21 protein-coding genes are annotated in these 21,608 nt (G+C 68.1%); 12 read left to right on the top strand and 9 right to left on the bottom strand.

The annotated features are described in order from the left end of the window. Window positions 1–386 precede the first annotated feature (386 nt). Complete coding sequence (locus WT60_RS08830) at window positions 387–1,343, bottom strand: enoyl-CoA hydratase/isomerase family protein (protein WP_038744674.1); 957 nt, start codon at window positions 1,341–1,343, stop codon at window positions 387–389. On the opposite strand from WT60_RS08830, the gene WT60_RS33505 reads away from it, so the two are divergent. From WT60_RS33505 to WT60_RS08805, 4 genes are all read left to right on the top strand, one after another. Next, complete coding sequence (locus WT60_RS33505) at window positions 1,288–2,007, top strand: hypothetical protein (RefSeq protein WP_145986755.1); 720 nt, start codon at window positions 1,288–1,290, stop codon at window positions 2,005–2,007. The genes WT60_RS08830 and WT60_RS33505 overlap by 56 nt on opposite strands. A gap of 43 nt (window positions 2,008–2,050) precedes the next feature. Continuing rightward, entirely contained in the window at window positions 2,051–3,268 is a 1,218-nt protein-coding gene (gene argE, locus WT60_RS08820) for an acetylornithine deacetylase (protein ID WP_038744677.1), read from the top strand. A gap of 67 nt (window positions 3,269–3,335) precedes the next feature. Continuing rightward, entirely contained in the window at window positions 3,336–4,367 is a 1,032-nt protein-coding gene (locus tag WT60_RS08815) for a threonine/serine dehydratase (protein ID WP_038744679.1), read from the top strand. A gap of 519 nt (window positions 4,368–4,886) precedes the next feature. After that, on the top strand, window positions 4,887–5,342 hold the full coding sequence (locus WT60_RS08805) for a DUF3574 domain-containing protein (RefSeq protein WP_038744680.1): 456 nt from the start codon (window positions 4,887–4,889) through the stop codon (window positions 5,340–5,342). Between the two features lie 448 nt (window positions 5,343–5,790). Here WT60_RS08805 and WT60_RS08795 read toward each other — a convergent pair whose 3' ends face one another. Next, on the bottom strand, window positions 5,791–8,310 hold the full coding sequence (locus WT60_RS08795; protein ID WP_038745101.1) for a penicillin-binding protein 1A: 2,520 nt from the start codon (window positions 8,308–8,310) through the stop codon (window positions 5,791–5,793). Window positions 8,311–8,460: 150 nt separating this feature from the next. Next, window positions 8,461–8,706 (bottom strand): hypothetical protein, encoded by a 246-nt coding sequence (locus tag WT60_RS34390; protein WP_059608726.1) that lies wholly within the window; start codon window positions 8,704–8,706, stop codon window positions 8,461–8,463. A 126-nt stretch (window positions 8,707–8,832) separates the two neighbouring features. Here WT60_RS34390 and WT60_RS08780 point away from each other — a divergent pair, with 126 nt between their 5' ends. The 4 genes from WT60_RS08780 (at window position 8,833) to WT60_RS08765 (ending at window position 12,253) form a co-directional block, all read left to right on the top strand. Then, window positions 8,833–9,513, top strand: a complete 681-nt coding sequence (locus WT60_RS08780; protein WP_038745099.1) for a PspA/IM30 family protein — start codon at window positions 8,833–8,835, stop codon at window positions 9,511–9,513. Window positions 9,514–9,626: 113 nt separating this feature from the next. After that, window positions 9,627–10,823 (top strand): tetratricopeptide repeat protein, encoded by a 1,197-nt coding sequence (locus WT60_RS08775; protein WP_060355287.1) that lies wholly within the window; start codon window positions 9,627–9,629, stop codon window positions 10,821–10,823. Window positions 10,824–11,007: 184 nt separating this feature from the next. Further along, window positions 11,008–11,439: a large conductance mechanosensitive channel protein MscL gene (mscL, locus tag WT60_RS08770; protein ID WP_038745095.1), complete on the top strand. Its 432-nt coding sequence runs from the start codon at window positions 11,008–11,010 to the stop codon at window positions 11,437–11,439. 370 nt (window positions 11,440–11,809) lie between these two features. After that, window positions 11,810–12,253 carry a hypothetical protein gene (locus tag WT60_RS08765; RefSeq protein WP_059574562.1) on the top strand — a complete coding sequence of 148 codons (444 nt, stop codon included), beginning with the start codon at window positions 11,810–11,812 and terminating at the stop codon, window positions 12,251–12,253. A 139-nt stretch (window positions 12,254–12,392) separates the two neighbouring features. On the opposite strand, the gene WT60_RS08760 is transcribed toward WT60_RS08765, so the two are convergent. Then, window positions 12,393–13,331: an NAD(P)-dependent oxidoreductase gene (locus WT60_RS08760; protein ID WP_060820695.1), complete on the bottom strand. Its 939-nt coding sequence runs from the start codon at window positions 13,329–13,331 to the stop codon at window positions 12,393–12,395. A 91-nt stretch (window positions 13,332–13,422) separates the two neighbouring features. Between WT60_RS08760 and WT60_RS08755 the strand changes: the two genes are divergently transcribed. Continuing rightward, a complete protein-coding gene (locus WT60_RS08755) occupies window positions 13,423–13,632 on the top strand; it encodes a dodecin (RefSeq protein WP_038745088.1) in 210 nt (69 codons plus the stop codon). Window positions 13,633–14,019: 387 nt separating this feature from the next. On the opposite strand, the gene WT60_RS34385 is transcribed toward WT60_RS08755, so the two are convergent. After that, window positions 14,020–14,355: a hypothetical protein gene (locus tag WT60_RS34385; RefSeq protein ID WP_186448576.1), complete on the bottom strand. Its 336-nt coding sequence runs from the start codon at window positions 14,353–14,355 to the stop codon at window positions 14,020–14,022. A 48-nt stretch (window positions 14,356–14,403) separates the two neighbouring features. On the opposite strand from WT60_RS34385, the gene WT60_RS08740 reads away from it, so the two are divergent. Further along, window positions 14,404–15,333, top strand: coding sequence for a LysR substrate-binding domain-containing protein (locus tag WT60_RS08740; RefSeq protein ID WP_010104452.1), 930 nt, complete (start codon window positions 14,404–14,406; stop codon window positions 15,331–15,333). Here WT60_RS08740 and WT60_RS08735 read toward each other — a convergent pair. Together WT60_RS08735 and WT60_RS08730 are read right to left on the bottom strand one after the other, a co-directional pair. After that, window positions 15,264–15,602 (bottom strand): hypothetical protein, encoded by a 339-nt coding sequence (locus tag WT60_RS08735; protein WP_100185262.1) that lies wholly within the window; start codon window positions 15,600–15,602, stop codon window positions 15,264–15,266. The two genes, WT60_RS08740 and WT60_RS08735, sit on opposite strands and share 70 nt — an antisense overlap. A gap of 54 nt (window positions 15,603–15,656) precedes the next feature. Beyond that, on the bottom strand, window positions 15,657–17,069 hold the full coding sequence (locus WT60_RS08730; protein WP_060355289.1) for an 8-oxoguanine deaminase: 1,413 nt from the start codon (window positions 17,067–17,069) through the stop codon (window positions 15,657–15,659). Window positions 17,070–17,616: 547 nt separating this feature from the next. Between WT60_RS08730 and uraH the strand changes: the two genes are divergently transcribed. Together uraH and WT60_RS08715 are read left to right on the top strand one after the other, a co-directional pair. Continuing rightward, window positions 17,617–17,970 (top strand): hydroxyisourate hydrolase, encoded by a 354-nt coding sequence (uraH, locus tag WT60_RS08720; RefSeq protein ID WP_038745079.1) that lies wholly within the window; start codon window positions 17,617–17,619, stop codon window positions 17,968–17,970. Window positions 17,971–18,019: 49 nt separating this feature from the next. Further along, window positions 18,020–19,213, top strand: a complete 1,194-nt coding sequence (locus WT60_RS08715; protein ID WP_038745077.1) for a urate hydroxylase PuuD — start codon at window positions 18,020–18,022, stop codon at window positions 19,211–19,213. A 744-nt stretch (window positions 19,214–19,957) separates the two neighbouring features. On the opposite strand, the gene WT60_RS08705 is transcribed toward WT60_RS08715, so the two are convergent. Together WT60_RS08705 and alc are read right to left on the bottom strand one after the other, a co-directional pair. Next, window positions 19,958–20,470 (bottom strand): ureidoglycolate lyase, encoded by a 513-nt coding sequence (locus WT60_RS08705; protein WP_038745075.1) that lies wholly within the window; start codon window positions 20,468–20,470, stop codon window positions 19,958–19,960. Beyond that, a complete protein-coding gene (alc, locus tag WT60_RS08700) occupies window positions 20,467–21,480 on the bottom strand; it encodes an allantoicase (RefSeq protein WP_060355306.1) in 1,014 nt (337 codons plus the stop codon). Before alc ends, WT60_RS08705 begins: the two co-directional genes overlap by 4 nt. Between the last annotated feature and the right edge of the window lie 128 nt (window positions 21,481–21,608).

Here is a 21,608-nt window from a genome sequence, read left to right as displayed (position 1 = left end):
CGGCGGTCGGCGGTCGGCGGTCGGTAGTCGGTGGCCGGCGGTCGATGGCCGTCTTTTGCGCCCTAGTCGCCACACCGATGCGAAGCACGCCGCACGTCGCGCGCGCGGCCGCGCCGGGCTGCATGCGCACGGCGCATCGGCCGCGGCCCATTGCTGACGACATTTCGCTCGCGGCGCATGAATCGCGGTGCGAATCGCGGTGCGCAAAGGCCGGCGAAGGGCCGGCGCGACACATCGGCGCCGAATGATGCCGCGCGGATGTCGAACGCGTCCGGCGCATCGCATGGCGTCCGTTCCGCCGCCCGGCGTCATGGCGCCCCTTCGCGCGTGGCGCGACCGACAAGCCTCGCCGGCGGTCGAACAGCCGTCCGCCCGGCGCGCCGGCGCTAACGGGAAAAATCGACGGCCACCCCGTCGATCCACGTGCGCAGTTGATCGACGCTGATATCTTCCCCATCTTCGATCAACGACGACACGTGATCCGCGTACGCGGCCATCGCGTGCCGCGTGCGGCCCTGCGTCGCCGCCGACAGGAACCCGGCCTTCTCCACCGCCATCCCGTCGCGAAACGGCAGCGACGCGCCATCGTAGATCGCGCGCTTGATCGCGCGAACCGAATGGCTCGCCCGCCGCGCGAGACGCTCGGCGAGCGCCGTCGTCTCGTCGCGCAGACGCTCGCCCGGCACGACGCGATTGACGAGGCCGAGCTCGAACGCCTCGCGCGGCGACAGCAGGCGGCCGTCGAGGCACAGCTCCAACGCGCGCGCGATGCCGACCGAGCGCGCGAGCATCTGCGTGCCGCCGCCGCCCGGCAAGAGGCCGATGAAGATTTCCGGCTGCGCGAGAATCTGCCCGCCGTCGACGCTGCCGTCCGCCATCAGCCGCAGATCGCACGCGAGCGCGATCTCGCAGCCGCCGCCCATCGCACGGCCGTTGACGGCCGCGATGAACACCTTGTCCATCGCGCGCATGCGCGCGGTCACCTCGTGAAACAGATTCATTTGCGCGACGCCCGCGAGCGGCGTCCGTTCGATCAGCCTGCGCACGCCCGGCACGCGGCTGCACGCGGACTCGATGCGCATCATCGCGCCGGTGACGGCGGGCGGCACCGCGATCGACAGCCCTTGCGCGATGGCCTTGATCTCGCCGACGTCGAAATGCGTGAGGAACACGCCGGGCCGCGCGCTCGTGACGACAACCGCGCCGATGCCCGCATCGCGCGCGATGTCGTCGAGTGTGCGCTTGAACTCGCGCATCATCGCCATCGTGAGAAAGTTCAGCGGCGGATTGTCGAAACTCACCGTCAGCACGCGCCCGCTGCGCTCGATCTGCAGATGCTTCATCGTCGTCTCCTGTCCTGCTGGCCGGTCGCGCGACGCGTCCAAGGCGCGGGTGGCGTCGAGCGGCGGCGACGGCCGCCGCAACTATTACATCATCCGATGTAATCAGCCGGATACTAAGTTCTTAAATGGAACTAAGTCAAGCGTCGACGCGAGCCACGAATGTTCGTGCGCACGCCGGGACGAAGACGGGACGAAGCCGGGACAAAGCCGCGACGAAACGGCGAGGAACGAATCGCGTTCGATCCGGCTTGCGCGGCCTGCAATCGGCTGCGGGCCCGCAGCCGGGCGCGACGCGTTCGGCCGTCGATGCGGATCGTTTCGATTCGCCGCGATCGCGCAGCCTCCTGCCCGCGCAGCGTCGCGCGCGACGAGCGCATCGCGAAGAGCCGAGATCGTGGGCGACTGCGCCACCGCCGCGATTCCTCGACGCATCGGCCGCGACGCGTGTCGAAGCCACGCATCGAAACCGCGAATCGAAACCGCGAATCGAAACCGGCCATTGAAACCGATTCGCCGCTCGATGACGCCGCGCGCGGCCGAACGCATCCCGCACGTCCCGAGCGAATTCGCGCCGATTCGCCCCCGCGCGCCCCGCTCGCGCGCACGGACGCGCCGGATGCTGCGCCGCAAATCGTCGCGCGAAGACGGGCCGCATCGTTTTTGAGTATGATCTTTGCATTCGTTCGCCTCTCTGCCGGAGCCCCGCCATGCCCGTTCTCGACGCAACGGCACCGTCCGCGTCCCCATCCGCTTCGTCCGCCGAGCCGATCAGCCTGCCGTGGGTGAAACGGCTCGTGTCGATCGACACGACAAGCCGCGTGCCGAATCTCGGCCTCATCGAAATGGTTCGCGACGCGCTCGCCGAGGCCGGCGTCGCGTCGACGCTCACGCACGACGCCCGCGACGGCTGGGCGAACCTGTTCGCGACGATTCCCGCGCACGACGGCACCACCGACGGCGGCATCGTGCTGTCGGGCCATACCGACGTCGTGCCGGTCGACGGCCAGCAATGGGACAGCGATCCGTTCACGCCGCAAGTGCGCGACGGCAAGCTCTACGGCCGCGGCACCTGCGACATGAAGGGCTTCATCGGCGCGGCGCTCGCGCTGCTGCCCGAGATGCGGGCGGCGAGGCTCGCGCAGCCGATCCACTTCGCGTTGTCGTTCGACGAGGAGATCGGCTGCGTCGGCGCGCCGCTGATGCTCGCCGACCTGAAGGCGCGCGGCGTCGCGCCCGCCGGCTGCATCGTCGGCGAGCCGACCGGCATGCGCCCCGTGATCGCGCACAAGGGCATCAACCTCTATCGCTGCTGCGTGCGCGGCCACGCCGCGCATTCGTCGCTGACGCCGAAGGGCCTGAACGCGATCGAATACGCGGCGCGCCTCATTTGCCACATTCGCGATCTCGCCGACGAATTCCGCGCACAGGGCCCGTTCGACGAGCTGTACGACGTGCCGTTCACCACCGCGCAGACGAGCCTCGTCCAGGGTGGCAACGCGGTCAACACGGTGCCCGCCGAATGCCAGTTCACGTTCGAGTTCCGCAACCTGCCGGCGCTCGATCCCGACGCGATCTTCGCGCGCATCGACGCGTACGCGCGCGACACGCTGCTGCCGCGGATGCGGCGCGAGCATCCGAACGCGGCGATCGAATTCTCGAAGATCGCCGCGGCGCCCGGCCTCGACGCGGCCGAGCAGGACGCGATCACGCAGCTCGTGCGCGCGCTCACGGCCGACCAGGACAAGCGCAAGGTCGCGTACGGCACCGAGGCGGGCCTGTTCCAGCGCGCGGGCATTCCAAGCGTCATCTGCGGGCCGGGCCACATCGAGCAGGCGCACAAGCCGAACGAGTTCGTCGAGCTCGAGCAGCTCGCGTCGTGCGAACGTTTCCTGCGCAAGCTCGTGCAAGGCATGACGCTCGCGTGAGCCGGCGCGCCGCCGCGAGCCTCGTTCCGGCCGGCGACCGGCCACCGTCATCGATACGCGCACGCACATGTCGACCTCACCTCACCACCCCGCTCATCTGACGATCAACGGCGAGCCGATTCCGACGCTCGACGAAATCGCCGCGCAGCACTTCGCGCTCACGCCGTGGGTCACGCGCACGCCCGTGTTCGAGCGCGCCGATCTGCCTTCGCTCGACAACACGCACGTGAACCTCAAGTTCGAGCTCCTGCAGGCGAGCGGCAGCTTCAAGGCGCGCGGCGCGTTCACGAACCTGCTCGCGCTCGGCGAGGCCAGGAAGAGCGCGGGCGTCACCTGCGTGTCGGCGGGCAACCACGCGGCGGCCGTCGCGTACGCGGCGATGCGGCTCGGCACGAGCGCGAAGGTCGTGATGTTCGATACCGCGAGCCCGGCGCGCATCGCGCTCTGCCGCCAGTACCGCGCGGAAGTCGTGATGGCGTCGAGCCCCGCCGAGGCGTTCGAGATCGTGCGGCGAATCGAGGCGGAGGAAGGCCGCTTCTTCGTGCATCCGTTCAACGGCTATCACACGATCCTCGGCACCGCGACGCTCGGCTACGAATGGGCGACGCAGACGCCGGACCTCGACGCGGTGATCGTGCCGATCGGCGGCGGCGGCCTCGCCGCGGGCATGTCGACCGCGCTGCGGCTCGCGAATCCGCGCGTGCACGTGTACGGCGTCGAGCCGGAAGGCGCGGACGCGATGAGCCGCAGCTTCGCCGCGAATCATCCGGTCCGCATGGGCGCGATGCACACGATCGCCGATTCGCTGATGGCGCCGCACACCGAGGAATACAGCTACGAGCTGTGCCGCCGCCATGTCGACCGGATCGTCACCGTATCGGACGACGCGCTGCGCGCGGCGATGCTCTATCTGTTCACGCATCTGAAAGTGGCGGTCGAGCCCGCGTGCGCGGCCGCGACGGCCGCCCTGCTCGGGCCGCTGCGCGAATCGCTGCAAGGCAGGCGCGTCGGCGTGCTGCTGTCGGGCACCAACATCGATTCGACGGCGCTCGCCGCGCATCTCGAGCATGCGCAGCTGCATCGGACGTCGCGGCCGTGACGCCGGTTATCCCCAGTTCGTGTTGAAGAGCATGTTGAAAAGCCGCGGACAAGCGCGCTAACGCGTTGATCGCGCGACGTTTTCGGGAAGCGCCGCGAAATGCGTCGCGGGCCTGCCCGACAGGCCCGCCGCGTGGCGCGGTTATCCCCAGTTTTTGTTGAAAGGGCTGTTGATAAGCATGGGGCAGCGGTGCTAACCGCTTGATCCGATTCGGATCGCCCGCCTCGGCGCGACACGTTGCACGATCGATTCGCATCGTCCGAACGCAGAGCCGCGCGCCGCGTTTTCCACAGATCGTGTTGACAGGCTTGTTGATAAGCGGCCGGACAACTGCGTAAGTGCTTGAGCGAGCAGTGCTTTGAATCGGTGCTCACGCACGCGGCGGCGCGCTGACGCGACGTGCGCCGCAAGCGTGCGGTTGCAGTTGCGGTTGCAGTTGCGGTTGCGGTTGCAGTTGCGGTTGCGGTTGCGGTTGCGGTTGCACGGTCGATCAACCACGATAATCGACGAGGGTCAACGATGCCAGCTTTTCATTCGACATGGATCGGCGGCATCGCGCTGATCGCCGCCGTCGCCGTCGCCGCGCTGCCCGGCTGCGCGACGGCGCCGCAACCGGTCGCAAGCGACGCGCGCTGCACGCAAGCGGGCGGCACGCGCGAGTTGCAGGCGGATCTGCTGTTCGGCCGCGACATCGCCGGCCACGGCTCCGTCACCGACGCGCAGCGCGAGCGCTTCGTCGCCGACGTCGTCACGCCGCGCTTTCCCGACGGGCTCACGACGTGGGACACGCACGGCCAATGGCGCGATCGCGCAACGCTCGGCATCGTGCGCGAGGCAAGCTTCGTGATCCGTATCATCGCCGCCGACTCGCCCGCGACGCTCGACAGCCTTGCCGCGATCCGCCGCGCGTACGTCGAGCAGTTTCGTCAGCAATCGGTTGGGCTCGTGTTGACGCGGGTTTGCGCGTCGTTCTGAATGCGACGCTCGGAACGCTTCACTTTGAATACGCCGTTCTGAACGCTTCGCATCGCGCGCATCATTCCCAGCGGCTCATTCCCAGCGAGTCGTTTCGTGCGGATCGCTCGAACGCCGCCGCCAAAATCGTGTCGCACCGCTCGAAGCATTCGAAGCATTCGAAGCATTCGAAGCATTCGAAGCATTCGAAGCATTCGACTTCACACGAAGCCCCCGGTCTCGCAAACGCGCCGCATCGAGCGCGTCGCGCGCCCGCGCATCTACCGGCCCTGCCGCTCGGCGAAGCCGTCAGCGCAAACGCCGCCGCGCGCCGCCGCGAAACCGCCCACATGCGCGCCAGCCTCGCACGCGACCACGCCGCACCGCCGCGAACGAAACCGCCAGCGAATCGCATCGACAAAAAAAACGGGCGCGCCGGCGCCCGTTTCGTCATGCGATCGACCCGCGCTCAAGGCTTGTTGCCTTCGAACATGTCGATGATCTGCCGCTTCTCCTCCGGCGTCACGGGCGGCGGCGTCAGGCCCCCGGCGCCCGCCGAGCCGAGCGCGTCGTTCGCGCTCACGGTCGGGCTCGCGGCCGGGTTGAAATCGACGCTCGCGACGAAGCCCGCGCCCGGCGTGCGATCCGCGTAGTACAGCTCGCCGTCGATCGTCGTCAGCCCGTCGGGCATCGCCATCTGCTGCTCGGGCGCGCCGGAAAGCGCGGTGCGCATGTAGTTCACCCAGATCGGCAACGCGAGCTGCGCGCCGAATTCGCGGCTGCCGAGGCTCTTCGGCTGATCGAAGCCCATCCACGCGACCGCGACGAGCGATTGCTGATAGCCCGCGAACCAGCCGTCCTTCGCGTCGTTCGTCGTACCCGTCTTGCCCTGCAGGTCGCCGCGGCCGAGCGCGTTCGTGCCCGCGCCCGTGCCCGCCGTCGCGACGGTGTGCAGCAGGCTGTTCATCACGTACGCGTTGCGCGCGTCGATCGTGCGCGTCGCGTTCGCGCCGGCGGCGACAGGCTGCGCCTTCTGCAGCGCCTGGCCGCGAGCGTCGTCGACTTCGGCGATCAGATACGGATCGACCTTGTAGCCGCCGTTGGCGAACACCGCGTAGCCGGCCGCGAGCTGCAGCGGCGTGACGAGGCCCGCGCCGAGCGCCATCGGCAGATACGGCGGCGTCTTCGCGGGATCGAAGCCGAAGCGCTGCGTCACGTAGTCCTGCGCGTACGACGTGCCGATCGACGCGAGAATCCGGATCGACACGAGGTTTTTCGAGCGCTGCAGCGCGGTGCGCATCGGCATCGGGCCGTCCGGCTGGTCGTCGTCCTTCGGCTCCCACGGCTGGCCGCCCGGCACGCTCGGCGGGAAATACAGCGGCGCGTCGTTGATGATCGTCGCGGGCCCGAGGCCCTTTTCGAGCGACGCCGAATAGATGAACGGCTTGAAGCTCGAGCCCGGCTGCCGCCACGCCTGCGTCACGTGGTTGAACTTGCTCTTGTTGAAATCGAAGCCGCCGACGAGCGAGCGAATCGCGCCGTCCTGCGGCGCGATCGCGACGAGCGCGCCCTCGACCTGCGGCAGCTGCACGATCTGCCATGCGCTTCTCGCGTCCTTCATCACGCGCACGATCGAGCCCGGCTTGATCTTCAGCGCCGCCGACGCGCGCGCGCTCAACGCGCCCGCCGCGAAACGCAGCCCCGCGCCGTTGATCGTCGTCGTCGCGCCGCCGACGAACTGCACCTCGAGCGCCGTCGGCGACGCGGCGAGCACGACGGCCGATTGCAAGTCGCCGTTGTCCGGATGATCGGCGAGCGCATCGTCGATCGCCTCGTCGCGCTCGTCGCCCGCGGGCGGCAGCGCGACGAAGCCCTCCGGCCCGCGATAGCCGTGGCGGCGCTCGTAGTCCATGATCCCGCGGCGCACCGCCTGGTACGCGGCTTCCTGGTCGGCCGCGTTGATCGTCGTCGTGACCGTCAGGCCGCGCGTGTAGGTCTCGTCCTTGTACTGCGCGTACATCATCTGCCGCACCATTTCGGCGACGTACTCGCCGTGCACCGCGTACTGGTTGCCCGGCGTGCGCACGCGGATCTCCTCCTTCACCGCCTGGTCGTACTGCTGCTGCGTGATGTAGCCGATCTCGAGCATCCGCTTCAGGATGTATTCCTGACGCACCTTCGCGCGCTTCGGATTGACGATCGGGTTATACGCGGACGGCGCCTTCGGCAGCCCCGCGAGCATCGCCGCCTCGGCGAGCGTCACGTCCTTCAGGTCCTTGCCGAAGTACACGCGCGCGGCGGCCGCGAAGCCGTACGCGCGCTGGCCCAGATAGATCTGGTTCATGTACAGCTCGAGGATCTGGTCCTTCGTGAGCGCGCGCTCGATCTTGTACGCGAGCAGCATCTCGTAGATCTTGCGCGTGTAAGTCTTCTCGCTCGACAGGAAGAAGTTGCGCGCGACCTGCATCGTGATCGTGCTCGCGCCCTGCCGCGCGCCGCCGTGCAGGATGTCGGCGACGCCCGCGCGCAGAATGCCGAGAAAATCGACGCCGCCGTGCTCGTAGAAGCGGTAGTCCTCGATCGCGAGCACCGACTTCTTCATCACGTCGGGGATGTCCGCGAAGCGCACGAGGCTGCGGCGCTCCTCGCCGAACTCGCCGAGCAGCACGTGGTCCGCGCTGTACACGCGCAGCGGCACCTTCGGCTGATAGTTCGTGAGCGCGTCGAGCGACGGCAGTTGCGGCCCCATCACGACGAGCGCATAGCCGACGACCAGCGCGCCGACGGCGAGAAGCGTCGCGAACAGCCCGACGAACCACAGCGCGACGCGCGAGCCGAACGTGCGCGAGCCGCCGCTCGTGCGGCGCTGCGCGCGGTCGTCGTCTTCATCGGTGTCGTCGGTGTAATAGGCGCCGGCGGGCGAACGTCGTAGCGAATAATGGTGCTCGTTCGTGGCGCGGGAGGAAGGCGGTCGTTTGATAATAGGCATGTCGGATGGGCAGCGCACGAGGCGCGCCGCGAACGCGCGCGGGGCGCGTGCGTGGAATCGGTGGACGTAGCGTCGTGGAGCGTATCACGTCGACGGCTCCCGGCGCGCGTTGGTCCATACGGCGTCCGGTCCGCAGCGTGACAGCGCATTTTAATGAAATCGACGGGCGCTCTTCACGATTTTTTGTAAAAAATCCTCCAATTCGTTGCGCCGCGCACCGTCGCGGGCCGCGAACGCTCCTATGATGAAGACGGCATGCCGTGCGCCGCCGGCTTTCGTTTTGAAAGGCGCGCACGCGAGAAATTTGCGCGCGGCGCACTGGAAATTTTCGCCGCCCGCCCGCATTTTCGGTCGCGGCGGGCGGCATGCGCGCCGCCCGTGCGAGCCCGCGTTCATGCGGTTTTAAGCGGTGTTTAAGCGAACCGGTGGTGTAATATCCGCCGACGCCGACCGCCCGCGCCACGGCGAAGCATCGCACGCGATGCGCGGCGCGCGCATCGTTCATTACTTACGGAGGAATCCATGTCGCTTTTCGACTCTATTTCGCGCACGATCAAAGGTCTGCTGAACGACGCGGCGGACTCGGTGCAAGATCCGTCGCGCGACGCGCGGCAGATCGTGCGGGAGCTCGACGACAGCATCGGCCGCGCGGAAAACTCGCTGATCGAGATCGAGGCGCAGGTCGCCACGCAACGCAGCAAGCGCGACACGGCCGACGAGCGCGCGAAGAAATATGAAGACGGCGCGAAACGCGCGCTGCAGTCGGGCGACGAAGGCCTCGCGCGCGAAGCGCTCGCCGCGCAGGCGAACGCCGAGGCCGAGCGCGACGCGCTCGCGCGCGAGCTCGAGACGCTCGAGCCGTCGGTCGACAAGCTCAAAGGCCAGATCGCCGACATGCGCGCGCGCCGCAACGAACTGAACGCGCGCTCGAACATCCTGCAGGCGAAGCAGGAAATCGCGCAGGCGAAGGACGTCGCGGCCACCGCGCTCGGCGGGATCGGCGGCAAGAACCTGTCCGAGGATTTCCAGAAGCTCGAGGACAAGGTCACGCTGTCGAACGCGCGCTCGGACGCCCGCCTGAACTCGGCCGACACGAACAGCGGCCGCGCGCTCGACGACAAGCTCGCGGCGCTGAACAAGGGCCCGTCCGTCGAGGACCGCCTCGAAGCGCTGAAAAAGCAACTGAACACGCCGGCGCAATAACGGCGGCGCTACGCCAGCCGGCGCTTCGCGGCGCGGCGGCGGCGCACGTCGAACGCGCACGCCGCCGCGCCGCGACAATCCGCAAGGAGACGGGCCGAGCGCCCGAACCGATCATGAAAAAGCTTCTCGCAGCCGTCGGATTGTCGCTGCTTCTCGTGTCGGCCGCCGCCAACGCGGCGGTGCCGTCGCTGCAGCAAATCCAGCAATCGATCGCGCAAGGCAACTGGCAACGCGCCGACGCGCAGCTCTCGCAAGTGATCGACGCGTATCCGGACAACGCGCGCGCCCGCTATCTGTACGGCCAGGTGCTCGACCGCGAAGGCCGCCCCGCCGAGGCGCTCGAGCAGATCGAGCGCGCGAAATCGCTCGATCCGCAGTTGCGGTTCACCGATCCGTCGCGCTTCGCGCAGACGGAAGCGCGCGTGCGCGCCGACGCGCGCCGGACGGCCGCGCAGACCTCGCGCTCGGCGACGTCGGGCGGCATGCTCGTCGCGCCGCAAGCGCAGGCCCAGGCGCAATCGCAATTCGCCGCGGCGCCCGCCGCGCCCGCGCACCGCGGGCCGTCGGCCGGCATGTGGATCGGCATCGCAGTCGTGATCGGCGCGATCGCGCTCGTGCTGCGCTGGACGCTGCGCCGCGCGCGCTCGACCGACGACAAGCGCGCCGACGACGAACGCCGCGCGCAACTGAAGCGCGCGACCGACGTGCTCAACGACGTGCGCCCGCTCAAGCTCGACGCGCGGCTGTCGACGGCGCCCGGCGCCGCCGCGCTCAACGGCGAGATCGAAGCGCTCGAAGCGCAGGCGCGCGAGCTCGTCGAGACGTTGTCGAACGGCCAGCATCCGGCGCCGCCGTACCGGCTGGACGAACTCGAGAAACAATTCGCGAGCCTGAAGGCGCGCGTCGAAGGCCGCCCCGATCCGAACGCGGCCGCGGCGAGCGCGCCCGGCGGCGCGGGCTCGGTGTTCGCTCAGGAAGCCGATCGGCTGACGGGCGCGCAAGGCCAGCCGCCCTACTCGCCGTATCCGCCGCAGCCGCAACAGCAGCCGCCCGTCGTGATCCAGCAAGGCGGCGGCTTCGGCGGCGGCATGGGCGGGCTGCTCACGGGCGTGCTGCTCGGCGAGGCGATGTCGCACGGCCGCGAGCGCGTGATCGAGCGCGACGTGATCGTCGACGACGAAGCGCGGCGCCGTGCGGCCGCCGATCCGGGCATCGACTTCGGCCAGGGCGGCAGTTGGGACAGCGGCGGCTCCGACGGCGGCGGCATCGATCTCGGCAGCAATGGCGACGACTGGAGCAACAACGGTTGACGACGCACCGTTAGAACGACGAAATGGGCCGGCGACGGCCCATTTTTTTATCGGTCCCCTTTGTCAAGATTTCTCAGATGAACTATCGATAAAGGATCGGGTTCGTTATGATGACGGCCATCAACGTGCCGTAACGAATCGTTGCGCTACGCCCTATTCCATTTTCGACAGGAGCAAGCCGCCCATGAGCATCATCAAGGAATTCAAGGAATTCGCCGTCAAGGGCAACGTCATGGATCTCGCCGTCGGCGTGATCATCGGCGGAGCGTTTTCGAAGATCGTCGACTCGGTGGTGAAGGACCTCATCATGCCCGTGATCGGCGTGCTGACGGGGGGCCTGGATTTCTCGAACAAGTTCGTGCTGCTCGGCCAGATTCCGGCGTCGTTCAGGGGCAATCCGGATTCGTTCAAGGATCTGCAGGCGGCGGGCGTCGCCGCGTTCGGCTACGGCTCGTTCATCACCGTGCTGATCAACTTCGTCATCCTTGCGTTCATCATCTTCCTGATGGTCAAGTTCATCAACAAGCTGCGCAAGCCCGAAGAAGCCGCGCCCGCCGCGACGCCCGAAGACGTGCTGCTGCTGCGCGAGATCCGCGATTCGCTGAAGCAGCGCTGAGCGAGCGCGCCGCGAGCCGCAACGCAGCCCGCCTTCGCGCGGGTTTTTTTTCGTCGTCCGGACGGTCTTCGGCGGTGCGTCGCGCGCGGAGGCAGAGAATACCCGAATCATTTTTTGCGACGTTCTGACGCACGCGCGGCGCTACCGGGTCTATCATGGAGACTCAACGACAGTGCAGGCGCAAAAAGCGCTGGCTTTGGCGATCGTAGGCTCTCACCCGGTTCGGTCGACGCACGGCAAAACGCATCGGCGAACTTCGTGAAGCCGGCATTTTCGTATGCTATAAAAGATCGACATGCGGCGCACATAGCCGGGAGTGGGTCGCATGAGGATGCCGCATTTCTTGCAATTGTTTTTGAGGCGAGTGTTTATGTCCTTCCCGAAAAAACGCCGACGCGCGCAACCAGACGGCCAGGAATCGTTCCTCGCGGTGCTGCGCCATGCCAAACCGTTCGCGCAGCTCGATACGAAGATCGCGCGCGCCAGGTCGCAGGACGAGCCCGTGCTCTACGCGCACGTGCTGCCCGGCCTCGACGTCCTGCTCTGCAGCGTGCGCGGCGCGCAGCCGCCGTATCCCGCGATCGCCGAGCTGCGCAAGCGCTGCATCGAATCGATCGCCAACGCGCTCGAGCAGCCGCTCGACGGGCTCGAGAACGGCGGCTACTGGTACGAAGCGAACGGATTCGGCTTCCTCGTGTTCGCGAGCCGCGCGCGAGCGCGTATCCTGCCCGAATTCGGTGCAGGCGTGAAAGCCGGGCTGCGAAGCGGAATCGGGCAACCGAACGCCGGCGACACGACGCCTCGCTCGCTGTAACCCTCGCCAACCTAGAACGGGCCGTTTCAAACGGCCCGTTTCTTCATCCGGCCGCAACGGTTCGCGGTCCGCGCGGCGGCGTGCGTCGCATGTTCGCCGGCGCCCTTGCCGCCCGCGCGCGGCGCGCGTGTTCGCCCCGCTATTCGCCTCGTTTCGCCTGCGGCCGCACGATATCGATGAACGCCGCGAAATCGGCCTGCGCAAGCCCCATCGCCGCGCCGAGCCGCAACACTTGCTGGACCGTCGCCGCGACGGGCATCACCGCGCCCGCGTCGCGCGCCGCGTCGGCGATCGCGTCGACGTCCTTCTGGAACGTCTTCAGCGCGCCGATCGGCGGATGGCCCGCGCTCGTCATTCGCGGCACGAACGTTTGCAGCAGCACCGAATCCGCCCAGCCGCCCGCGAGCGCCTCGGCGAGGCGCGACGCGTCGATGCCGCTCGCCTGCGCGAGCCCCACCGCCTCCGCGATCGCCGTGACGGTCGCCGTCACGATCGCCTGATTGCACAGCTTCGCCGTCTGCCCCGCGCCCGCTTCGCCGAGATGGGTGACGCGCGATGCGTATGCGCCGATCAGCTCGCGCACCGCGTCGACGTCCGCCGGCTGGCCGCCCGCCATCACCGCGAGCGTGCCCGCCTGAGCGCCCGGCACGCCGCCCGACACCGGCGCGTCGATCCAGCTCGCGCCGAGCGCCGCCGCGCGCGCCGCATACGCGCGCGTCGCCGCGGGCGGAATGCTCGAATGATCCACGATGCGCCGCACGCCGCGCGCCGCGGCGTCGCCCGCGAGCACGCCGGATGCGCCGAACACGACTTCCCCGACTGCCTGCGCGTCGAGCACGCACAGCATCACCGTCTGCGCGCGCGCGGCAAGCTCGGCCGGCGTGTCGACGACCTGCGCGCCGTGCGCGGCGAGCGCGTCGGCCTTCGCGCGCGTGCGGTTCCATACGTGCACCCGATGGCCCGCCGACAGCAGATGCCGGATCATCGGCGCGCCCATCAATCCCGGTCCGCAAAATCCCACGTCCACGTCTTCCCCTTTCCTCTCGTTCGAATACCGATTGAAGTTGCCGCCCATCATACCTATCACTCAAGAAGGCATGCGCGGGAACGCCGAATGCGCGCGCCCCGCGTGCCGGGCCGCACATCGAACGACTCACGGGAGAAACGTCATGAACGACCACGTCTACAAACTGATCGAACTCACCGGCTCGTCGCGCCAATCGAGCGACGAGGCGATCCGCAACGCGATCTCGAAAGCGGCGAAGACCGTGCGCAATCTGCACTGGTTCGAAGTGACCGACATGCGCGGGCACATCGAAGGCGACCAGGTGATTCACTGGCAGGTGACGCTCAAGGTCGGGCTGCGCATCGAAGACTGATCGCGCGGGCGGGGCGCGGCGAACGGCGGCGTCAAACGTTCGTTTGGAAAGCGCGTGAGCCGCGCATCGAGCGCATCGGGCGCATCGGGCGCATCGGGCGCATCGGGCACATCGGGCGCATCGGGTGCATCGGGTGCATCGGGTGCATCGGGTGCATCGGGTGCATCGGGCATTCAGATCTTGTCGCACTCGTTTCGTTGGGCACGCGCTCGGTGAAAGCGGCTTGCGTCGGACATCGCACGTTCGGCTCGCGCGTCGATCGGGTAAAGCGCCGCCCGCGCAAAAGCGCGAGACGCATCGCGCGGATCGCTCGCTTGCCGGCTCTACATCGAGCCCGACGTCGACGAGCCGCCCCGCCGTACATTCGACGCCGCCGCTTCGCGCGTTTCACTGCATGCCGCGCAAGCGCGACGAGTTACGTGCATTGCGTGCATTGCGTGCATTGCGTGCATTGCGTGCATTGCGTGCATTGCGTGCATTGCGTGCAAAGTGTCGCACCGCGCACCCGATCGTTCGCCGTTCCTTCGGCCTCCTTGAAACGTCGCCGCCCGTCCCTTTTTGTTGCGCGCGCCAACCGCTTCCCGCATCGGCGATCTTCATCGCGTCGATGCAGTGACGCGGCAAACGAATCACCCGCGCACGCGCGCGGCCGAGCGCGCGCGGCCGAGCGAAAATCCGAACGGGCCGCTCTTGACGCTCCTTTATGTCCATATTAAAAAACATATATCCCCACCTCCAATCGATCAGCCTGGACATATAAACGGAGAGAACATGAGCCAGCAACGCGAGGCGATCGACACGTATCTGTTGCGCGTCCTGCACACCTTGCTGATGGAGCGCAGCGTGACGCGCGCGGCCGTCAAACTGAACCAGTCGCAGCCGGCGATCAGCGCCGCGCTGCGCCGCCTGCGCGACATCACGGGCGATCCGCTCCTCGTGCGCGGCAAGTCCGGCATGGTGCCGACCGAGTACGGCCTGCGCCTGCTCGAACCCGTGCAGAACGCGCTGCGCGAGATCGAGCGCATCAAGTTCCAGCAGCACAACTTCGATCCGGCCACGTCGATCCGCTGCTACCGGATCGGCTGCCCCGACTACCTGAACGTGCTGTTCGTGCCGACCGTCGTCGAGCGCTTCCGGCAGGCCGCGCCGAACGCGACGCTCGAGTTCCATTCGCTCGGCCCCGCGTTCGACTACGAGCTCGCGCTCGAGGACGGCAAGCTCGACATCGTCGTCGGCAACTGGCCGGAGCCGCCCGAGCAGCTGCATCTGTCGAACCTGTTCGTCGACGAGATCGTCTGCCTGATGAGCAACACGCATCCGTTCGCGAAGCGCGGCGGCCTCACGCTCGACCAGTACCTGAACGCGCCGCATCTCGCGCCGACGCCGTATTCGGTCGGCCAGCGCGGCGCGATCGACGTGCACCTCGCGCGCGAACGGCTGAAGCGCCATGTCGTCGTCACGCTGCCGTACTTCAATCTCGCGCCGTACGTGCTCGTGAAGTCGGATCTGATCTTCACCACGACGCGGCTCTTCGCCGATCACTACGCGAAGTTCCTGCCGCTGTCGGTCGTGCCCGCGCCGCTCGATTTTCCGCCGATGCAGTATTACCAGCTGTGGCACGAGCGCTGCCATTATTCGGACGAAGTGCGCTGGCTGCGCGGGCTCGTCGCCGAGGCGACTCGCACGCTGATCGATATGTAAGCGCGCGGCGCGGCGACGTCGGCGACGTCGGCGACGTCGGCGACGTCGGCGATGTCGGCGATGTCGAGGATGTCGAGGATGTCGAGGATGTCGAGGATGTCGGCGATGTCGGCGATGTCGGCGATGTCGGCGATGTCGGCGATGTCGGCGATGTCGGCGATGTCGGCGATGTCGGCGATGTCGGCGATGTCGGCGATGTCGGCGATGTCGGCATCAGTGTCGATCGCGGAACATCCGGCGGCAAGCCTGTCGCCGAATGTTCCGCCCAATCCGCGCAACCGGGTACCCAGCCGCGCGCGCCGCGCCGCCGCCCGACGCGCCGCTCAGCGCGCGGCTTCGTAGAGCGTTCGCGCGAGTGCGTTGTGCCGCGCGACGAGCGGCTCGATCTCGAGCGTCGTCAAGCGCCCTTCCCGCACGACGACCCGCCCGTTGACGACGCCGTACGCCGCCTGCGCCGGCGCGCAAAACACGAGCGCGGCGACGGGATCGTGCAGCGCGCCCGCGAACTGCGGCGCACGCAGGTCGAACGCGACGAAATCCGCCGCCATCCCGGGCGCGAGCGCGCCGATGTCGTCTCGGTTCAGCACCCGCGCGCCGCCGAGCGTCGCGATCTCCAGCGCATCGCGCGCCGTCATCGCATCGGGTCCGAATCCGACGCGTTGCAGCAGCAGCGCCTGGCGCACCTCGGCGACCATCTGCGCGCCGTCGTTCGACGCGGAGCCGTCGACGCCGAGCCCGACCGGCACGCCCGCGAGACGCATCCGTTGCACGGGCGCGATGCCGGACGCGAGCCGCATGTTCGAGCACGGGCAATGCGCGACCCCCGTGCCCGTGCGCGCGAACAGCGCGATGCCCGGCTCGTCGAGCTGCACGCAGTGCGCGTGCCACACGTCGCGCCCGACCCAGCCGAGATCCTCCGCGTATTCGGCGGGCGTCATCCCGAATTTCTCGCGGCTGTACGCAACGTCGTTCACGTTCTCCGCGAGGTGCGTGTGCAGCGACACGCCGTAGTCGCGCGCGAGCGCCGCCGCGTCGCGCATGAGGCCGCGGCTCACCGAGAACGGCGAGCACGGCGCGACGACGACGCGCAGCATCGCGTAGCGGCCGTCGTCGTGATAGGCCTCGATCACGCGCTGCGTGTCGCGCAGGATGTCCGCCTCGCGCTCGACGACCGCATCGGGCGGCAGCCCGCCGTCGCTCTGCCCGACGCTCATGCTGCCGCGGCTCGCGTGAAAGCGCATGCCGATGCGCCGCGCGGCCGCGATGCTGTCGTCGAGCCGGCTGCCGTTCGGATAGATGTACAGATGATCGCTCGACGTCGTGCAGCCGGACAGCAGCAGCTCGGCCATCGCGGTCAGCGTCGACACCTCGATCATCTCCGGCGTCAGGTGCGCCCAGATCCGATACAGGTTCGTGAGCCAGCCGAACAGCTCGGCGTTCTGCGCGGCGGGAATCGCGCGCGTCAGGCTCTGATACATGTGATGATGCGTGTTGACGAGCCCCGGAATCACGAGATGGCCGCGCAGATCGAGCACCTCGTCCGCGTGCGCGGGCAGCTCGGCGCTCGGCCCGACCGCGACGATCCGGTTGTCTTCGACGTAAAGGCCCGCGTCGCGCAGTTCGCGGCGCGCGCCGTCCATCGTCACGAGCATGTCGGCGTGCTTGACGACGAGCGTCTTCGGACGATTCGGGGAAAGGGGTTGCGCGCCGGCGCGCGCGCTCGGGTGTCGTTCCATCGTCGTTCGATCTCCGTATCGTTCGGCCGCCGAGGCGGCCGTCCCGCTCGAACGCGACGCGCGGCACGCACCGCGCCGCCGCGTCCGTTCGAACGCCCTGGCCCGGTTACCCGGCGTGCCCGCCGTCTTCGGGATGCACGCAGGGCCTCGGCCTCACCGGCCGATCCCGCACCCGCGCACCGGCCGAGCATCGCGCAATCCGCGGCGCGGCGCAAGCGGGCCGCGCGCATGATCGCCTTCATGCGGCCGATATGTCCGGCCGCGTCCGTCATCGGAACGACGCAAAAACCCGCCATATCCCGCGAGCGCCGCGGCCACGCGCCCATGCGCGTCCGCGCGCGTCCGTGCGCATGGACGCGCGCTCATGCGGCGCGCATTATCTTCGTTATCGCTCATCGTTTCGCGAGCGAACCTTTTTACAATGGCTGCACGGCGCTCGCTTCGATCCGCCGACGGGTATGTAGCCACTGACGTGGAGCCTCGATCCGCCGCAGCATCACCGGATCGAGCCGCCGCCGATCCTCGCAACTACACAAGGACATTGCGAATGGGCAAGCTCACTACCCACGTACTCGACACCGCGCACGGCCGCCCGGGCGGCGCGATCAAGATCGAACTCCACGCGGTCTCGGGCGACGGCGGCCGGCTGCTTAAGACGGTGCTCACCAACGACGACGGCCGCTGCGACGCGCCGCTCCTCGAGGGCGACGCGCTCGCGGCCGGCACTTACGAACTCGTGTTCCATGCGGGCGACTACTTCGCCGCGCTGGGCGTCGCGCTGCCCGAGCCGCGCTTCGTCGATCTCGTCGTGCTGCGCTTCGGCGTGGCCGACCCCGCCGCGCACTATCACGTGCCGCTTCTCGTGTCGCCGTGGTCGTACAGCACCTATCGCGGCAGCTGACCACGCATCGCTGCCCACGAACGACAACGATCGACTCAGGAGGAGTTTCATGGAAGGCTTCATCACCGACTGGCTGAATCTCGCGATCCGCTGGCTGCACGTCGTCGCCGCGATCGCGTGGATCGGCGAGTCGTTCTATTTCGTCGCGCTCGACAATAGCCTCAAGCCGCCGAAGGACGCGCGGCTGAAGGCGCGCGGCGTGTTCGGCGAGCTCTGGCACGTGCACGGCGGCGGTTTCTACAACATGCAGAAGTACCTCGTCGCGCCGCCCGAGATGCCGGAAGACCTGCACTGGTCGAAGTGGCCGTCGTACACGACGTGGATGTCCGGCTTCGGCCTCTTCCTCGTGCTCTACCTGCTCGCGCCGAACACGTACCTGATCGACAAGAACGTGCTCGACATGGGCCCCGTCGTCGCGGTCTCGTCGGCGCTCGGCTTCCTGCTCGCGGGCTGGATCGTCTACGACTGCGCGTGCCGCCTGCTCGGCAACCGCGACACGCTGCTCGGCGCGTTCGTGGGCCTCTACGTGGTCGCGGCCGCGTACCTCGCCTGCCATGTGTTCTCGGGCCGCGCCGCGTATCTGATCGTCGGCGCGATGCTCGCGACGATCATGACGGCCAACGTGTTCTTCGTGATCATCCCCGGCCAGCGCAAGATGGTCGACAAGCTGCTCAAGGGCGAGACGCCCGATCCGATCTACGGCAAGCGCGGCAAGCAGCGCTCCGTGCACAACACGTACTTCACGCTGCCCGTCGTGTTCGCGATGCTGTCGAACCACTATGCAATGACGTATGCGAACAAGTACAACTGGATCGTGCTCGTCGTCATCATGCTCGCGGGCGCGCTGATTCGTCAGTTCTTCGTGATGCGGCATCGCGGCCGGCAGCTGTGGTATCTGCCGCTCGGCGGCGTCGCGCTGATGATGCTCGCGCTCGTCGCGACGATGCCGAAGCCGATCGCGCCCGAAGCGCAGGCCGCGAACGCGCCGAAGCTCGCGATCAAGGACATCGCCCCGATCCTGCAGCAGCGCTGCGTCGCGTGCCACTCGGCGAAGCCGACGCTGATGGGCAGCGCGCCCGCCGGCGTGATGTTCGATACGCCCGACGAGATCGCGCAGAATGCGCCGCGGATCTATCAACAGGCGGTGCAGTTGAAGGCGATGCCGATCGGCAACGTCACGCACATGACGGACGGCGAGCGCACGCAGATCGCCGCTTGGTTCGGCAGCGGCGCGACGAAGTGACGAAGTGACGAAGGCCGCGCGCGTTGCCGGCGGGCCCGCTTCGGCGGGCCCGTTGCATTTGGCGCGGGCTTCGAGTCAGCGCCGCCGACGGCATGCGGCAGCGCACCGCGGACGATGCGCGCCCATCGCAATCGAGCAACCGTCACCGCGCGCCGCGTTGGCCGCGTTCGGCCATCCTGCACTGCCTCAGTGACGCGCTCTTCGCCACCCATCATGCGCGAAACGCGACGGCGCGCGAATGGTCGCGGCTGCACTCGGGATACACGACGTGCACCGCCTTCCCGTGCGCGGCCGCCTCGGCGAAGGCTCGATCCGGAATCTCGCGCTCCGGAACGGCGAAACGGCCGCGTGGCCGAACGCCGATATGCCGAGCGGCGTCACGATGCAGATCCCGCGCTGCCAGTTGACGCGCCGCGGCGCAACCGCGACGTGTCACGAGACGAGTCGCCCGCCATCGGGGGCGCGGTCGTGGTGAACTCCCGGACACGCGCCATCGCGAAACATCGGGCCTGCGTTACGCGGCTGCCGGACGCGCGCTCGTGCGTCGCGCCGTTGCAGCGCGCATACGAAGCCGAGCCCGCCGCCGTGCCGCGCGCCGCCGCATGACGGTTGCAACAGCAACGAAGTACGCCGCTACACGGCGCGGCAAGAAAAGAAAAGCCCGCGCACGAGGCGCGGGCGTTGCGTTGCGTTGCGTTGCGGCGCGTCAGCGCCGCTTCATGCTTCATGCCTGTTTTATGCGCGTCATGCGCTCACCGCCAGCAACGCATCGTCGGTCAGCCACAGCGGTTCGGACAGATCCTGTTCGTTCAGATTGAGCCCATCGCCGCCGCGATCGACGACGACGAAGTCGCTCACCTCGCCGAGCGCGATCAGCGGATGGTGCCAGACGCCCTTCGCATAGTTCACGCCCTGCCATCCGCTCGTCACGAACGCACGAATCTTCGACGGATCGAGATCGCCCGCCGGCGCGACGACGACGATGTAAGCCCGATCCGCAAGCGGAATGAACGCCTGGCTGCCGAGCGGATGCCGCTCGAGCATCGTCACCTCGAACGGCAGCGCGCGCGGCTGGCCGCGAAACAGGTTCACGAGCGGCCGCCCGCCTTCGTCGGCGACGTCGATGCGCGCGAGATCGTGAAAGCGCATCGTCGTGCCGAGGTTGATCGGGATCTGCTTCGCGCCGTTCGTCTCGATGACGTCGCCGAACGGCGCGAATGCCGCGCGCGTCAATGGTTCGATCGCGAGCGTCTTCATTGGTCGAGCGTGCCCCACAGGCGCAGCCGCGACACGCCGCCGTCCGGAACGATGTTCAGCCGCACGTGCGTGACGGGGCCGAGCGCGGCGAGCTCCGCCTCGAAATAGTGCTGATTGTCCATCTGCAGCTTCTGCTCGCCGAGCAGCACCGGCCAGAACATCGCCTGCGTGACGAGCGAGCTGTCGGTGCCGCCCGTCACGTATGCGGCCTGAATCGAGCAGCGGTCCGGATAATTGCCCTTGAAGTGCGCGGTGTCGACTTCGATCTTGCGGATCACGCCCGGCTGCGCGAGCGCGATGATCGCCCAGTCGTTGCCCGGTTCGCGGCGGCGGCGCGTCTCCCAGCCGTCGCCCATGTTCACGCCGCGGCCCGGCAGCAGCAGACTCGACGCGAGACCGAAGTGCTGGTTGTTCGCCGCGACGACGTAGCCGCCGTTCTCCATCGCCGCGAGATCGAACAGCTCGGACTTGCTCGTGCCCGCCCAATCGAGCTGCGGCTGGCCGTACACGCGCAGCCGCGCGATGCCGCCGTCCGGGTAGATGTTCACGCGCAGATGCGTATAAGCGTTCGCGTCGCGCGCTTCGACGTAGTGATGGCTGTTGCCCTGCAGCGTCGTCGACGGCATGATCTCGACCCACTTCGTCGCGTCGTTCGGCGCGCCGTCGGCCACGTGCGCGGCCTCGATCGACGCCGCGGGCGGGAAATTGCCGGTGAAATGGCTCGTGTCGATGTCGAGCCCCTTGATCACGCCGGGACGCGCGAGCTTCACGACGCACCAGTCATAGCCCGTCGTGCGCTTGCGGCGCGTCTCCCAGCCGTCCATCCATTTGCCGTGATCGTCGTATTTGCCCGGGATGAACACGGCCGGCTCGGGATTCAGCATGCGCTCCTTCGGCGCGAAGAAATCGTCGCTCGCCTCGAGCGCCTGCGCGCCGAGACGCGGATCGGCGAGATTCACGTAACGCCGCGTGAACTCGGGTGCGTTCGGATCGGAAAGCGGAAGAGCCATCGTAGTGTCCTTGTCGTGATGTGCGTGCTGCGTGATGAGTGGGAAGCCGCTGCGGCGCGCGATCGCGCGCGCATGGCGGCGGATGCGGCGCGCCGGGCGCGTCGCGGCGGTGTCGTCGCGGCGAACCT

Origin of the sequence: Burkholderia sp. MSMB617WGS (assembly GCF_001532025.2) — a bacterium.
GTDB classification, from domain to species: domain Bacteria; phylum Pseudomonadota; class Gammaproteobacteria; order Burkholderiales; family Burkholderiaceae; genus Burkholderia; species Burkholderia savannae.
This window is presented reverse-complemented; position numbering and strand designations above follow the sequence as displayed.